Consider the following 14281-nt stretch of genomic DNA (forward strand, 5'->3'; position numbering starts at 1 on the left):
CTCGCTCACTTGGTGCCTCCGGCGATGACATGCGCCAGATATTCGGGATCGAACGGACGCAGGTCGTCGATCGTCTCGCCCACGCCTATCGCGTGGATCGGCAGGCCGAATTTCTCGGCCGCCGCCACCAATATGCCGCCGCGCGCGGTGCCATCGAGTTTGGTCATCACGAGACCGGTAACGCCCGCGACCTCCTTGAAGGTCTCGATCTGCGACAGGGCGTTCTGCCCGTTGGTTGCATCGAGCACCAACACGACGTCGTGCGGCGCTTCGGGGTTGAGGCGGCCGAGCACGCGGCGAATCTTGGCGAGTTCGTCCATCAGCTCGCGCTTGTTCTGCAATCGGCCTGCGGTGTCGACGATCAGCACGTCGATGCCGGTGGCGGTCGCCTGCTTGACCGCATCGAACACGATGCCCGCCGCATCGCCGCCTTCCTTGCCGCTGACGATCGGGATGCCCAGCCGCTCGGCCCAGACCTTGAGCTGGCCGATCGCGGCGGCGCGGAAGGTATCGCCCGCCGCCAGCATCACGCCATAATCCTGTTCCTGGAACAGATGCGCGAGCTTGGCGATCGTGGTGGTCTTGCCCGATCCGTTGACGCCGATCACCAATATGACCTGCGGGCGCGGAAAGGCGATGATGTCGAGCGGCTCAGCCACGGTGCGCAGCGACTTGGCGATTTCCTCGCCGACGATCTCGCGCAGGCCGTCCTCGTCGAGCCCGCGCTCGAACCGGCCTTCGGAAAGCCGCGCGCGCACCTTGCCCGCCATCTGCGGTCCCAGATCGCTGACGATCAGCGCTTCCTCGATCTCGTCGAGCTGGTCCTCGTCGAGCCGCGATTTGGTGACCAGACCCGTCAGGTTCTGGGTCAGCTTGTCGGACGTCTTGCGAAAGCCGCCCAGCAGGCGCTCGCTCCAGCTGCCCTCGCTCATGTTTCAATCTCCGCTGTCAGCATGTCGCCGCTCTGTCCCGTGATCGCCACTGGCACGATCCGCCCGATATGGGAAGGATCGGGTGCGGGCAAAGTGATGCGCACGAAATTCTCGCCATGGCCGGTGCGCCCGTCGCGCTCGACCAGAAGCTGTTGCCGGGATCCGACCAGCGCGGCGCGCCAGCGCGCGGCGCGCGCCTGGGCGGCGGCGCGCATCTCGGCGGCGCGCGCCTTGACCAGCGCGCGATCAAGCTGCGGCATCCGTGCGGCAGGCGTGCCCGCGCGCGGGGAAAAGGGGAAGATATGGCCGTGCACGACATCGCACGCCTCGAGGATCGAGAGGTTGTTCGCGTGCATCGCCTCATCCTCGGTCGGGAAGCCCGCGATCAGATCCGCGCCGATGGCGATCTCGGGCCGCCTGGCCTTCATCCGTTCGACCAGCGCGATCGCCTGCGCACGGCTGTGGCGGCGCTTCATGCGCTTGAGGATCATGTCGTCGCCCGATTGCAGCGACAGGTGGACATGCGGCATCACCCGCGGCTCACCGGTGATCAGCTCGAACAGCCGGTCGTCGACCTCCACCCCGTCGAGCGAGGAGAGGCGCAGGCGCTTCAATTCGGGCACGAGCTTCAGCACGCGTTCGACCAGGAGCCCGAGGCTCGGCGATCCGGGAAGGTCGGGGCCATAGCTGGTCACGTCTACCCCGGTCAGCACCACCTCGGCATAGCCGCGTTCGACCAGCGCGCGCACCGCATCGACGACGGCCCCTGCGGGCACCGATCGGCTGTTCCCGCGGCCATAGGGGATGATGCAGAAGGTGCAGCGATGGTCGCACCCGTTCTGCACCTCCACGAATGCGCGGGCATGTTCGGCAAAGCTGGTGACCATGTGCGGCGCGGTCTGGCGCACCGACATGATGTCGGAGACCTTCACGCGATCGCCAACAACTCCGAGTTCCCGAGCGAAGTCGAGGGACGTTTCGCTGCCCTCGCGTGTACGTCCCTCGACTTCGCTCGGGACAAACGGAAGGGGATATTTGCCGGACGAAAGCTTCTCCACATTCCCCAGCACCCGGTCGACCTCGGGCATGGCGGCGAACATGGCGGGGTCGGTCTGGGCCGCGCATCCGGTGACCACGAGCTGCGCATCGGGCCGTGCCTTGCGCGCCTTGCGGATCGCCTGACGGGTCTGGCGCACCGCCTCGTTGGTCACCGCGCAGCTGTTGATCACCACCACATCGTCGCGCCCGTTGAGCAGCGCGCGCATCGCCTCGCCCTCGGCAATGTTGAGGCGGCAGCCCATCGAGATGATCTCGGGACCGGCAAGGACAGGGGCGGCGGTATCGGCCATGATCGTCAGAGGTCGATCTCGCCGGTAAAGACATGGGTGGTGGGGCCGGTCATCTGCACATGGCCGCCAGGCTGCCAGTCGATGATCAGCGTGCCGCCGGGCAGGTGGACGGGCACCGGGCCGGTCACGAGCTTGCGCCGGATCGCGGCGACGGCGGTGGCGCATGCGCCGGTGCCGCAGGCCTGGGTCAGCCCTGCGCCGCGTTCCCACACGCGCAGGTGCAGGCCATCGTCTGCGAGATGCGCGACATTGACGTTGACGCGTTCGGGGAAGAGCGGGTCATGCTCGATCATCGGCCCCAGCCGTTCGAGCTCGACGGCATGAGTATCGGCCACGAAGAAGATGACGTGCGGATTGCCCATGCTGACCGCGACCGGATCGGCCAGATCTTCCCAACCCACCGGCATGGTCAGCGTGTCCATGGCATAGGCCAGCGGAATGGCGTTCCAGTCGAGGCCGGGCAAGCCCATGTCGATGGTCACGGCACCATCGGCCAATGTCCCGCCGAGCAGACCCGCGCCGGTCTCGATCGTGACGTCGCGCCCCGCCAGCGCGACGACGCAGCGCGTGGCATTGCCACAGGCGGCGGCCTCGCTGCCATCCTGATTGAAGATCTGCATGAAGAAATCGGCGCGCTGCGAAGGGCGCATGACAATCAGCTGGTCGCAGCCGATGCCGCGATGCCGGTCGGCCAGCGCGCGCGCTTGATCGCCGCTCAGGGCGAGATCGTGTTCGCGGGCATCGAAAATGACGAAGTCATTGCCGAGGCCATGCATCTTGTGGAAGCGGTGTTGCGCCATGGCGGCGCTTTAACGCGGGTGCGCCCGTGAGGGAAGCGCGATCACTCGCCGCGCGCGGCGCGCAGCTGCGGTTCGGTGAACTGTTCGGGCTCTGCGTTGACCGCCGGCTGGGGTGTCCAGCCCAGGCCGAGCAGGTTGCGCTCGGCCAGCAGGCGACGTGCCTGTTCGACCGACAGCGGCTGGCCGAAATGGAAACCCTGGCCCTTGGCGCAGCCGATCTCGGCGAGATGCGCGATCAAGTCGCCATCCTCGATGCCTTCGGCGGTGATCGGCAGGCCCATGGACTCGCCCAGCAACGCGATGGTCTGGACGATGGCACGGCTTTCCTTGCTCTCGTTCATCGAGGTGACGAAGCTGCGGTCGATCTTGATCCGGTCGAACGGCAGCGCGCGCAGATGCGCCAGCGAGCTGTAGCCAGTGCCGAAATCGTCGAGCGCGACGCGCACGCCCTGGTTCTTGAGGCTGCCGATGATCGACTGCGCCAGGCCCATATTCTCGAACAGGCAGCTTTCGGTGATCTCGATTTCCAGCCGGCTGGCCGGAAAGCCCGTCTCGACCAGCAGCTTGACGATCTTCTGCGCGAGCCACGGATCGCGCAGCTGCACGGGCGAGATATTGACCGAGATCGAAAGGCTCTGGTCCCAGCCGCGCGCATCTTCCATCGCCTGACGGATGACACAGGCGGAAAGGTCGCCGATCATGCCGGTATCCTCGGCGATCGGGATGAAGATGTCGGGTGAGACCTGGCCGAGCTCGGGCGAATTCCAGCGCGCCAGCACCTCGAAACCGATCAATGTGCCGGTGTTGAGATCGATCTGCTGTTCGTAATAGGGCACGAACTCGCCGCGGCCGATGCCCACGCGCATGCCCGATTCGATCTTGTTGCGGAACTGGACCTCGTTCTCCATGCGCGGATCGAACCAGCAATAGCGGTTCCGTCCGTGCTTCTTGCTGGCGTACATCGCGATATCGGCGCGGCGCATCAGCACGTCGAGGCTGTTGTCGCACTGGTCGGCGCGGGCGATGCCGATCGAGGCGGTGACGGTGAGTTCGGCGGTGCCGCTGCTGGCGGGGCCGGTGATCGGCTTGCTGACTTGCTCGATCAGGTCTTCGGCAACGCGCTGCACGGTCTCGGGGAAGTCCGCGTCGAAAATGAAGGTGCAGGCGAACTCGTCGCCGCCCAGTCGTGCGACATGGCTGTTGGGGGGCATCGTCGCCTTGAGCCGCCGTGCCACCTCGACCAAGACCTTGTCGCCCGCGTCATGGCCCTGGATGTCGTTGATATTCTTGAAGTTGTCGAGATCGAGCATCAGGTACGCGACGGTCATGTCGCGCCGCGTGGCCTGCGCGATCAGGCTGGCCGTGGCCTCGCCGATCGCGCGGCGATTGAGGCAGCCGGTCAGCGGATCGGTAACAGCGAGCGTCTTGGCCTGTTCCTCGGCATTCTTGTGATGGGCGATCTCGCGATGCAGTTCGCTATAGCGCCGCCAGCCGAAGATGATCAGCGCGATGTTGAGCAACAGCGCGCTGACCGCAATGCTGTTGGGCGAGACGGCGGCGCCGTTATAGTGGCGGATCGCGTCGGGCATGATGCTGCCGGCCGTGCCGATGAACATGACGATGGCCGCCGTCATGATACCGCCGGCAACGAAATCGCGGCTGCGCGTGACGCGCCCGCTCAGATCGTCGGTGCGGCGGTTGCCCGGATTGGCGATGGTCTCATGCGGCACAATCATTCCCCTCAACCGAGACGTGGAGTCCGGTCGAATGGTGGCAACCTAAGCAAGGATCGTTAAAAGAGTGTTTATACGAATACCGCCAATATGGGGGTGAGGCGCGGAAATCTGCGGGATGTGGTGGTAAACCGCCGGTTAACGCTGGCTTCGGCGCGGCAGGGTTGCTCGGCGCTCGATAGTCGGGGCTTGCCAAATGAGGCAAGCTGCTCTATGGGCGCGTCAGCCTTGCGCGCAGGTTCTGCGTTCATGGCACCCAGTTCAGCCGCTTATGCCGCCTTGTCGGTTCATGCGCGCGCCGGTCGGCGAGGTTTCGCCCACCGGCGATTTTTGCGTTTGGCGTGCGGCGGTCCGGGGTGTCCTTGATCGTACCGGTGCGGGCAGCCATCTGGGCGGACAGAAGGAGAAGCGGATATGTTCGATAATCTGACTGATCGCCTTGGCGGCGTGTTCGACCGGCTGCGCGGACGCGGCGCGCTGAAGGAAGAGGACGTCCGCGCCGCTATGCGCGAGGTCCGCATCGCGCTGCTCGAGGCCGATGTCGCGCTTCCGGTCGTCCGCGATTTCATCAACACTGTCACCGAACAGGCCGTCGGCCAGGCGGTGCTCAAGTCGGTCGCGCCGGGCCAGCAGGTCGTCAAGATCGTCAACGACGCGCTGACCGAGATGCTGGGCTCCGAAGCCAGCGATCTCGACCTCGCCGTCGCGCCCCCCGCCGTCATCATGATGGTCGGTCTGCAGGGCTCGGGCAAGACCACCAGCACCGCCAAGATCGCCAAGCTGCTCAAGGAAAAGCACGGCAAGAAGGTCATGATGGCCTCGCTCGACGTGCAGCGTCCGGCGGCGCAGGAACAGCTCAAGGTGCTGGGCGAGCAGATCAATGTCGCCACACTGCCGATCGTCGCGGGCCAGATGCCGGTCGATATCGCGCGGCGCGCGCTGCAATCGGCCAAGTTGCAGTCGTTCGACGTCGTGATGCTCGATACCGCGGGCCGTCTGCATGTCGACCAGCAGCTGATGGACGAGATGAAGGCGGTCGCCGCCGAAGCGACGCCCAAGGAAATCCTGCTCGTCGTCGACTCGCTCACCGGTCAGGACGCGGTCAACGTCGCCCAGAACTTCTCCGATCAGGTGCCGCTGACCGGCGTGGTGCTGACCCGCATGGACGGCGACGCCCGCGGCGGTGCGGCGCTCTCGATGCGCGCGGTCACCGGCCGTCCGATCAAGTTCGTCGGCATGGGCGAGAAGATGGACGCGATCGAGCCGTTCCATCCGGGCCGTGTCGCGGGCCGCATCCTGGGCATGGGCGATGTTGTCAGCCTGGTGGAAAAGGCAGCGGCGACGGTCGAGAAGGAAGACGCCGACAAGCTCGCGGCCAAGATGGCCAAGGGTCAGTTCGACATGAACGACCTGCGCACCCAGCTGCGGCAGATGGCCAAGATGGGCGGCCTCGGCGCGCTGGCGGGCATGATGCCGGGCATGAAAAAGGCCAAGGCAGCGATGCAGGCGAGCGGCATCGAGGACAAGGTGCTGGTGCACATGGACGCGATCATCGGATCGATGACGCCCAAGGAGCGCGAGAAGCCCGGCCTGCTCAACGCCAAGCGCAAGATCCGCATCGCCAAGGGATCGGGCACCACCGTGCAGGACGTCAACCGGGTGATCAAGATGCACCAGGAGATGGAAGGCGCGATGAAGAAGATCCGCAAGATGGGCGGACTGAAGGGCCTCGCCGCCATGTTCGGTGGCGGCGGTGGTGGCGGAGACGGCGGCATGGGTGGCCTTGGCGGCGGCAAGATGCCGACTGAGGAGGACATTGCCGGGCTGCTTGGCGGGGGTGGCGGCAAGGGCATTGCCGGCGGGCTTCCGGGTCTTCCCGGCGGACTTCCTCCCGGTTTCCAGAATTTCAACAAGAAGAAGTGATTTCGTTTTTCAAGTTCATCAGAAAGGTAAGGTTCTACAATGTCGATTTCCATGCGTCTGTCGCGCGGCGGTTCCAAGAAGCGCCCGTATTACAAGATCGTCGTCGCCAACAGCCGCGCGCCCCGCGACGGCAAGTATCTTGAGCAGATCGGCACCTACAACCCGCTGCTCGCCAAGGATTCGGGCGAGCGCGTGAAGATCAACGAAGAGCGCGCCAAGCACTGGCTGTCGGTCGGCGCGCAGCCCACCGATCGTGTTGCCCGTTTCCTCGATGCCGCCGGCCTCAAGGAGCGCAAGGCAACCGTGAACCCGAAGAAGGGCGAGCCGGGCGAAAAGGCCAAGGAACGCGCCGAGGAAAAGGCCGCCAAGCTGGCTGAAGCCGAAGAAGCCGCCAAGGCCGCTGCCGAAGCTCCGGCTGCTGAAGAAGCTCCGGCTGAAGAAGCCGCTGCCGAACAGGCTGAAGGCTGATTGACTGAGCCGGAGTGGTCCTGTCCGACCACTCCGGTTCCGGTTCTGCAATGTCTGATCGCCCCATCACCCTGGCCGTGATCGTCGGCGCGCATGGCGTGACCGGCGAGGTGCGCGTGAAGCTCTTCGGCTCGGGGCTCGATGCGCTGAAGTCGCACAAGAGCTTCAACAACGGCGCGCTGACGCTCAAGTCGCTGCGCCCGCAAAAGGACCTCGGCATCGCGCGCTTTGCCGAAATTGCCGACCGCAACGCGGCAGAAGCCGCGCGCGGCACCGAACTCACCGTCCCCCGTTCCGCGCTACCGCCGCTGGGCGAGGACGAATATTATCATGCCGATCTGATCGGATTGCCCGTCGTGTCCGAAAGCGGCCAGCCGCTGGGCAAGGTGCAGGCGGTTGAGAATTTCGGGGCGGGCGATGTGCTCGATATCGTCCGCGACGACGGCAAGAGCTTCATGGTGCCGGTGACCGCCGGCGAGATCGACGATTCCCGCGTCGTCATTGACCCGGTCTGGGCGGAATAGTATATACATCACGTATATACAGGAGGCTCTGATGGGCAAGGAATATCGGGCAAAGAGCTTCAAGTCGGGCAACTCCGTCGCGATCCGCATGCCCGCCGCGCTGGGCATCGAGCCGGATCGCGAGTGGACGGTTACCGATGAGGACGGGAAGCTGACGATCGAGCCCATCCCTCTAACGACTGCCAAGATTGATGTGAGCAGCTTTTGGGGCAAGGCTGCCCCAATGGTTCATGTGCCTTCGCCCAGGGAAGATTTCGATCCTCGGCCCAGTGAAACCAAATCATGAGCCAGATCGAGTATTTGATTGATTCCGATTCCGCGATATTTGCCACGACGGGCCAGCACCCCCCGCTCCGCCAAAGATTGGCGCAGTTGAGCCCAGGATCTATAGGTTTGTCAGCGATCAGCTACGCCGAAATAGTTTTAGGAATGGCGATGGGGAAACCCCCGACCCCGCAAGCATTGGCAGCATTTGTGGCAGCGGTGCCCATTCAGCCCTTCGATGAGGCAGCCGCTCGAGCCTATGCACAGCTGCCTTTCAAGCGCGCCCGTTTCGACCGGCTGCTGGCCGCGCATGCGCTGAGCATCGGCGCAACCGTCGTGACCAACAACGAAGGCGATTTCGCCGATATTCCCGGCCTGAAGGTCGAGAACTGGACCCAATGACCTTCGCCGCCCAAGTCCTCACGCTCTATCCCGAGATGTTCCCCGGGCCGCTGGGTCATAGCCTCGCCGGGCGCGCGCTCAGCGAAGGGCGGTGGTCGCTCGATGCCATCCAGATCCGCGACTTCGCGACCGACAAGCACCGCAGTGTCGACGATACGCCAGCCGGCGGCGGGGCAGGGATGGTGCTGCGCGCCGATGTGCTCGCCAGCGCTGTCGATCACGCGCTCGAACGCTCCCCGCAAGCCCCCGTGATCGCGATGACGCCGCGCGGGGCGCCGCTCACACAGGCGCGCGTGCGCCAGCTCGCGGCAGGGCCGGGCGTGACGATCCTTTGCGGGCGATTCGAAGGATTCGACCAGCGATTGTTCGAGGCGCGCCCGATCGAGGAGATTTCGATCGGCGATTACGTGCTTTCGGGCGGAGAAACCGGGGCTTTGGTGCTGCTTGACGCTTGCGTTCGGCTATTGCCCGATGTAATGGGCGCGTCTTCTAGCGGAGACGAAGAATCGTTCGAGAACGGTTTGCTCGAATATCCGCACTACACCCGACCTCAGATATGGGAAGGGCGTGCGATCCCCGAAGTGCTGCGATCGGGGGATCACGCGAAAATCCGGGCCTGGCGCGAAGCCCAGGCCGCGGAGATCACACGGCTAAGGCGGCCGGATCTTTGGGAGCGCCATGGGGGCACTCCGGATCGGTCGCCCTCTGGTGCGCGGCGAAAAACATGAGGACAGGTCGATGAACCTTATCCAGACGCTCGAAGCGGAAGCTATCGAGGAATTCAAGTCGAAGAAGTCCATCCCCGATTTCCGGGCTGGCGATACCGTTCGCGTCGGCGTGCGCGTGGTCGAAGGCGACCGCACCCGCGTCCAGAATTACGAAGGCGTGTGCATCGCACGCTCGAACCGGGGCCTGGGCTCCAACTTCACCGTGCGCAAGATCTCGTTCGGTGAAGGCGTCGAGCGCGTGTTCCCGCTCTATTCGCCCAACATCGATTCGATCACCGTCGTCCGTCGCGGTGTCGTGCGTCGTGCGAAGCTCTATTATCTGCGCGGCCTGACCGGCAAGCGCGCTCGTATCGCCGAGCGTCGCGACAACCGTCCGGCCAAGGATTCGGCCGAGGGCTGAACCTTTTCAGACAGGTCTGACACAAGCAAGAGGGCGGTCCGCAGGGCCGCCCTTTTTCGTTGCGCTCGGGCGCAGCTTTGCGCAGGGATGCGCCATGGCATTACCTCCCGGACCCGCACAGCAGATCATTCCCCGCGCGATGGCGCAGCTCAAGGCGGGCGATGCCGCTGCCGCCCGGCTGACCTTTTACGGCCTGCCGCCCGCCGACCAGGCGCATCCCGATTGCCTGTTCGTGCGCGCGCTGATCGATCGCGCGCTCGGCAGGCTCGACGATGCCCGCCAGGCGCTGGCTACGGCAATCGAGACCGACGCGATGATTCCGCAGCTGTGGAAGCTCTATGCCGAAGTGCTGGACGCCCAGGGCAATCCAGCCGAGGCGCTGCGCGCGGTCGATCGCGCGGCGGCCCTTGCACCGGGCTATGTCGACGCGTGGCATGACATGGCGGTGCTGGCGATCCGGACCGGCGAGCACGACCTGGCCGAGCAGGCACTGGTCAACCTGGCCAAGGTCAAGCCGGACGATGCCCGGCTGCCCTCGTTGCGCGCCACCCTGGCGCAGGCGCGCGGCGACCATGATGCGGCGGTCGAAGGCTTTCGCGCGGTGCTCGGTGCCAAGTCGAACGACCGGCGCGCGCTGCACAATCTGGCGGTGTCCTTGCGTGAGACCGATCGGCACGAGGAAGCGCTGGCGGCGGTGGAAGCGGCGCTGCGGCACCGGATCGACCTGCCCGAGACCCACACGTTGCGCGCGCATCTCCTGGCTGAGCTGGGCCGTTATGACGCGGCGATCGACCAGTATCGCGATGTCATCGCCCGCTTCCCCGAGTTTCTCGATGCGCACGAGACCTTCGCCCGGCTTCTGCCTCAGCTGGAGGGGGGCAGTGCGCTGGCGTTGAACGGCTATCGGGCGTCCCTGGGTGACCGGCCCGAATCCAGGCCGCTATGGCTGTCTGCGATCGCGACGGCCAAGGCACTGGGCGAAGTCGATCAGATGCGGGCCTGGGCCGACGAGGCGCTGGCGAGGTTCGGCGATACGCCCGACATGCTGTTCCTGCGCGCCACCGCCGATATTGCCGCGCGCGACTGGCAAGCGGCAAAGCCCCGGCTGGAATCGCTGGTTGCCGCGCATCCGGACAGCCATAGTGCGCAGCTCAACCTTGCGCATGTGCTGCTGGCCCAAGGCGACGCGAAAACCGCCGAGGTCCATGCCCTGGAAGCGTCGCGGCTCAACCGCGACGACCAGTCCGCCTGGTCGTTGCTGACGATCATCTGGCGGCTGCTGGGGGATCCGCGCGAAGCCTGGCTGGCCGATTACGATCGGTTCGTGATGCCGGTCGATCTTGCTGCTCCCGAGGGCTGGAGCGATATCGCGAGCTTTCTGGCCGATCTCAAGCCGGTGCTCGAGGCGCTGCACACCACGCAGCTGCATCCGGCGGAACAGACGCTTCGCGGCGGCACGCAGACGCGCGGCCTGCTGTTCCAGAAACGCCATCCCGCGATCCAGGGGCTCAAGCAATCGATCCATCACGCGATCGTCAGCCAGCTTGCGAACCTGTCCTTCGACATGGATCATCCCTTCCTTGGACGGATGGGCGACGATATTCGCTTTGCCGGGTCCTGGTCGGTGCGGCTGGCGAGCGAGGGCTTTCATGTCAGCCATATCCATCCGGCGGGCTGGCTGAGCTCGGCTTGCTATATCAGCCTGCCGCCCGAAGTCGCGCGCGGCGACGACAATGCGGGCGCGCTGCAGTTCGGCGTCCCCGACAGCGTGTTCGGCCTCGATCTCGAGCCGCGCAGGATAGTCGCACCTGCCGAAGGACGTCTGGTGATCTTCCCCAGCTATCTGTGGCACGGCACGTTGCCGTTCGAGAGCGCCGACCATCGCATGACCGTAGCATTTGATGCGATGCCCCAAGCGGTGCTTTCGATGAACAATATTCTGGTGTGATTTTTCGTGCGTGGCGTCATTTAGTTGCACGCGTAACCGCCAATTTGAAATAGTTGGCCACAGACTGTCGCATGCGGATCACTCGCGGCTTGTATTGCCGGGGGTAACGGGCTAGGCGCGCCGGTGCATTTGCACTGGAGGTTACATCAAGTGGGTTATCGTGTTGCCGTTGTCGGCGCGACCGGAAATGTCGGTCGCGAAATGCTCGCCATCCTGGCAGAGCGCGAGTTTCCGATTGCCGAGATTGCGGCGGTCGCCTCGCCGCGCTCGACGGGATCGATGATTGAGTTCGGCGAAACCGGCAAGATGCTCAAAGTCCAGAATATCGAGCATTTCGATTTCACCGGCTGGGACATCGCGCTGTTCGCCGCAGGCTCGGCCGCGACCAAGATCTATGCGCCCAAGGCCGCCTCGCAGGGCTGTGTGGTGATCGACAATTCGTCGCTCTACCGCATGGAGCCCGACGTGCCGCTGATCGTGCCCGAAGTGAACCCCGATGCGATCGACGGCTATACGCAGCGCAACATCATCGCCAACCCCAATTGCTCGACCGCACAGCTTGTCGTCGCGCTGAAGCCGCTGCACGATGCCGCGACCATCAAGCGCGTCGTCGTCGCCACCTATCAGTCGGTGTCGGGCGCGGGCAAGGAAGGCATGGACGAACTGTTCGAGCAGTCGCGCAACATCTTTGTCGGCGACAGCGCCGAGCCTAAGAAGTTCACCAAGCAGATCGCGTTCAACATCATTCCGCATATCGACGTGTTCCTGGACGATGGTTCGACCAAGGAAGAGTGGAAGATGGTGGTCGAGACCAAGAAGATCCTCGATCCCAAGATCAAGCTGACCGCGACCTGCGTGCGCGTACCGGTGTTCGTCGGCCATTCGGAAGCGGTGAATATCGAGTTCGAGAACGAGCTTTCCGCCGAGGATGCGCAGAAAATCCTGCGCGAGGCCCCGGGCATCATGCTCGTCGACAAGCGCGAGGACGGCGGATACGTGACGCCGGTCGAGTGCGTCGGCGATGGCGCGACCTATATCAGCCGCGTGCGCGACGACAGCACGGTCGAGAACGGCATCTCGCTGTGGTGCGTGTCGGACAACCTTCGCAAGGGTGCCGCGCTCAACGCGGTGCAGATCGCCGAACTGCTTGGCCGCAGGCATCTCAAGAAGGGCTGACGATGCCGGGACGGGAGGCCATGCGCCTTCCGTCCCGCAGCCTCACTCCCCGATATGCACCGGCGCGCTCGCCGTGCCAGGCGGCCGTTTGAGCAGCAGCAGCAGCGGGATGGCGATGAGGTTGACGATCATCATCGCGTGGAAGTCGTCGATATAGGCGATCATCGCAGCCTGGCGGTTCACCTCGCCGTTGATCGCCACCATCGCCGCATCGCCGACTGAACCAAGCCGCTCGGCAACACTGGAATCGATCGTCGACAGCGAGCTGTCGGTGATATGCGAAGCAAGATCGCTGTGGCTGACCTGGATGTTGCGGCCGAGCAGCGCGGTCATGGCCGAGATGCCGACCGATGCGCCGATGCTGCGCGAGAGGTTGAGCAGGCTGGCCCCGTCGGTGCGATGGCGCGGCTGCAGGGTGGCGAACGCGGTCATGTTGAGCGGGATGAACACCAGCCCCATGCCCAGACCCTGGACCAATCCGGCGACGACCATCGGCTGCCAGCTCATCTCGAGTGACCAGCCGGTCATCATGTACAGCGAATAGGTCGAGATCGAGGCACCGGTGACCATCAGATAGCGCGGGTCGATTTTCGTCACCAGGCGGCCGGCAATCGCCATCGATACGAGGATGCCGAAACCGCGCGGCGCGAGCAGCAGGCCGGTGTCGAGCACGGTATAGCCGAACAGCTGTTGCAGCATCGGCGGCAGCAGCGCCATGCTGGCGAACATCACCATGCCGACCACCAGCATGAACAGCAGGGCGGCGGACATGTTGGGATTGCCCAGCAGCGATCGGTCAAACAGCGGTTGCCTGCCCCAGGCCATATGGACCGCGAACATCCACAGACAGCCGATGGCAATGGCGCCTTCGACCAGGATTTCGGTGCTGTCCAGCCAGTCGAGCTGGGTGCCGCGATCGAGCATCACCTGCAGGCTGGCGAGGCCCAGCGCGAGCATCGAGAAGCCGAACAGGTCGAAGCGCCGGTCGGTCTTGGGGCGGCTGGGCAGCAGCCAAAGCATCAGGATGACCGTTATTATCCCCAGCGGCACGTTGATCAGGAACACCCAGCGCCAGTTGTAGTTCTCGGTCAGCCAACCGCCGATCACCGGCCCCATGATCGGCCCGACCATGATGCCCATGCCCCACAGCGCCATGGCCTTGGCCTGCTTGCTGGGCGGGTTGATGTCCATCAGCACCGTCTGCGACAGCGGGCCGATGAACGCGGCGCTGATCCCCTGAAAAGCGCGGAACAGAACCATCTCGCCTAGGCCCGTCGCCGCGCCGCAGAGCAGCGAGGACGCCGTGAAGGCGATCACCGCCCAGATGAACAGGTTGCGTGACCCGATGCGCTCGGCCAGCCAGCCAGTGATCGGGATCGCGATGGCGGAAGCTACGAGATAGCTGGTCAGCGCCCAGGTCACCGTCTCCGATGTCGCGCCCAGGCTCGATTCCATGTGCGGCAGCGCGACATTGGCGATGGTGGTGTCGAGAATCTGCATGATCGACGCCATCATCACCGCCAGCGTCAGCAGGCCGTGGTGCTTGACGGGAAGCGTGGCGACATCGCCCGCAGGCGCGGCTGGCGGCGGTGCGGCATGGCGTGCGGGGGCAGGGGCGGCGCGGCTGGCCATCG

14 protein-coding genes are annotated in these 14281 nt (G+C 64.8%); 9 read left to right on the forward strand and 5 right to left on the reverse strand.

Annotation, left to right across the window (positions count from 1 at the left end):
• Positions 1-5 precede the first annotated feature (5 nt).
• From ftsY to FG486_RS10970, 4 genes are read right to left on the reverse strand one after another with little or no spacing between them, the layout of a single operon-like run.
• Positions 6-932: a signal recognition particle-docking protein FtsY gene (gene ftsY, locus FG486_RS10955; RefSeq protein ID WP_023836455.1), complete on the reverse strand. Its 927-nt coding sequence runs from the start codon at positions 930-932 to the stop codon at positions 6-8.
• Positions 929-2281, reverse strand: coding sequence for a tRNA (N(6)-L-threonylcarbamoyladenosine(37)-C(2))-methylthiotransferase MtaB (gene mtaB / locus FG486_RS10960; protein WP_181267515.1), 1353 nt, complete (start codon positions 2279-2281; stop codon positions 929-931). Before mtaB ends, ftsY begins: the two co-directional genes overlap by 4 nt.
• Before the next feature lie 5 nt (positions 2282-2286).
• Positions 2287-3081, reverse strand: coding sequence for a diaminopimelate epimerase (gene dapF / locus FG486_RS10965; RefSeq protein WP_181267516.1), 795 nt, complete (start codon positions 3079-3081; stop codon positions 2287-2289).
• A gap of 41 nt (positions 3082-3122) precedes the next feature.
• Complete coding sequence (locus tag FG486_RS10970) at positions 3123-4811, reverse strand: EAL domain-containing protein (RefSeq protein WP_181267517.1); 1689 nt, start codon at positions 4809-4811, stop codon at positions 3123-3125.
• A 417-nt stretch (positions 4812-5228) separates the two neighbouring features.
• Between FG486_RS10970 and ffh the strand changes: the two genes are divergently transcribed.
• The 9 genes from ffh to FG486_RS11015 all read left to right on the forward strand — a co-directional run bounded on the left by ffh (position 5229) and on the right by FG486_RS11015 (position 12647).
• On the forward strand, positions 5229-6737 hold the full coding sequence (gene ffh, locus FG486_RS10975; RefSeq protein WP_181267518.1) for a signal recognition particle protein: 1509 nt from the start codon (positions 5229-5231) through the stop codon (positions 6735-6737).
• Positions 6738-6776: 39 nt separating this feature from the next.
• On the forward strand, positions 6777-7205 hold the full coding sequence (rpsP, locus tag FG486_RS10980; protein WP_060977137.1) for a 30S ribosomal protein S16: 429 nt from the start codon (positions 6777-6779) through the stop codon (positions 7203-7205).
• 50 nt (positions 7206-7255) lie between these two features.
• Positions 7256-7729, forward strand: a complete 474-nt coding sequence (gene rimM, locus FG486_RS10985) for a ribosome maturation factor RimM (RefSeq protein ID WP_181267519.1) — start codon at positions 7256-7258, stop codon at positions 7727-7729.
• A gap of 31 nt (positions 7730-7760) precedes the next feature.
• Positions 7761-8015, forward strand: a complete 255-nt coding sequence (locus FG486_RS10990; RefSeq protein WP_066278673.1) for an AbrB/MazE/SpoVT family DNA-binding domain-containing protein — start codon at positions 7761-7763, stop codon at positions 8013-8015.
• The gene (locus tag FG486_RS10995) at positions 8012-8395 is read left to right on the forward strand and encodes a type II toxin-antitoxin system VapC family toxin (protein WP_066278670.1); all 384 of its coding nucleotides are present in this window, start codon (positions 8012-8014) and stop codon (positions 8393-8395) included. The genes FG486_RS10990 and FG486_RS10995 overlap by 4 nt, the downstream gene beginning before the upstream one ends.
• A complete protein-coding gene (gene trmD / locus FG486_RS11000; RefSeq protein ID WP_066278667.1) occupies positions 8392-9123 on the forward strand; it encodes a tRNA (guanosine(37)-N1)-methyltransferase TrmD in 732 nt (243 codons plus the stop codon). Before FG486_RS10995 ends, trmD begins: the two co-directional genes overlap by 4 nt.
• Positions 9124-9133: 10 nt before the next feature.
• Positions 9134-9523 carry a 50S ribosomal protein L19 gene (gene rplS / locus FG486_RS11005; RefSeq protein WP_066278664.1) on the forward strand — a complete coding sequence of 130 codons (390 nt, stop codon included), beginning with the start codon at positions 9134-9136 and terminating at the stop codon, positions 9521-9523.
• A 94-nt stretch (positions 9524-9617) separates the two neighbouring features.
• The gene (locus FG486_RS11010) at positions 9618-11471 is read left to right on the forward strand and encodes a 2OG-Fe(II) oxygenase family protein (protein ID WP_181267520.1); all 1854 of its coding nucleotides are present in this window, start codon (positions 9618-9620) and stop codon (positions 11469-11471) included.
• A 150-nt stretch (positions 11472-11621) separates the two neighbouring features.
• A complete protein-coding gene (locus FG486_RS11015) occupies positions 11622-12647 on the forward strand; it encodes an aspartate-semialdehyde dehydrogenase (protein ID WP_023836467.1) in 1026 nt (341 codons plus the stop codon).
• A gap of 42 nt (positions 12648-12689) precedes the next feature.
• On the opposite strand, the gene FG486_RS11020 is transcribed toward FG486_RS11015, so the two are convergent.
• A complete protein-coding gene (locus FG486_RS11020; protein ID WP_181267521.1) occupies positions 12690-14279 on the reverse strand; it encodes a DHA2 family efflux MFS transporter permease subunit in 1590 nt (529 codons plus the stop codon).
• Between the last annotated feature and the right edge of the window lie 2 nt (positions 14280-14281).

The organism is Blastomonas ursincola (assembly GCF_013607875.1).
Classification (GTDB): domain Bacteria; phylum Pseudomonadota; class Alphaproteobacteria; order Sphingomonadales; family Sphingomonadaceae; genus Blastomonas; species Blastomonas ursincola.

What these genes read in the sequence shown, in the direction of transcription:
- ftsY (WP_023836455.1), bottom strand. Translation starts at nt 932, where the DNA reads ATGAGCGAGGGCAGCTGGAGCGAGCGCCTGCTGGGCGGCTTTCGCAAG.
- mtaB (WP_181267515.1), bottom strand. Translation starts at nt 2,281, where the DNA reads ATGGCCGATACCGCCGCCCCTGTCCTTGCCGGTCCCGAGATCATCTCG.
- dapF (WP_181267516.1), bottom strand. Translation starts at nt 3,081, where the DNA reads ATGGCGCAACACCGCTTCCACAAGATGCATGGCCTCGGCAATGACTTC.
- ffh (WP_181267518.1), top strand. Translation starts at nt 5,229, where the DNA reads ATGTTCGATAATCTGACTGATCGCCTTGGCGGCGTGTTCGACCGGCTG.
- rpsP (WP_060977137.1), top strand. Translation starts at nt 6,777, where the DNA reads ATGTCGATTTCCATGCGTCTGTCGCGCGGCGGTTCCAAGAAGCGCCCG.
- rimM (WP_181267519.1), top strand. Translation starts at nt 7,256, where the DNA reads ATGTCTGATCGCCCCATCACCCTGGCCGTGATCGTCGGCGCGCATGGC.
- FG486_RS10990 (WP_066278673.1), top strand. Translation starts at nt 7,761, where the DNA reads ATGGGCAAGGAATATCGGGCAAAGAGCTTCAAGTCGGGCAACTCCGTC.
- FG486_RS10995 (WP_066278670.1), top strand. Translation starts at nt 8,012, where the DNA reads ATGAGCCAGATCGAGTATTTGATTGATTCCGATTCCGCGATATTTGCC.
- trmD (WP_066278667.1), top strand. Translation starts at nt 8,392, where the DNA reads ATGACCTTCGCCGCCCAAGTCCTCACGCTCTATCCCGAGATGTTCCCC.
- rplS (WP_066278664.1), top strand. Translation starts at nt 9,134, where the DNA reads ATGAACCTTATCCAGACGCTCGAAGCGGAAGCTATCGAGGAATTCAAG.
- FG486_RS11010 (WP_181267520.1), top strand. Translation starts at nt 9,618, where the DNA reads ATGGCATTACCTCCCGGACCCGCACAGCAGATCATTCCCCGCGCGATG.
- FG486_RS11020 (WP_181267521.1), bottom strand. Translation starts at nt 14,279, where the DNA reads ATGGCCAGCCGCGCCGCCCCTGCCCCCGCACGCCATGCCGCACCGCCG.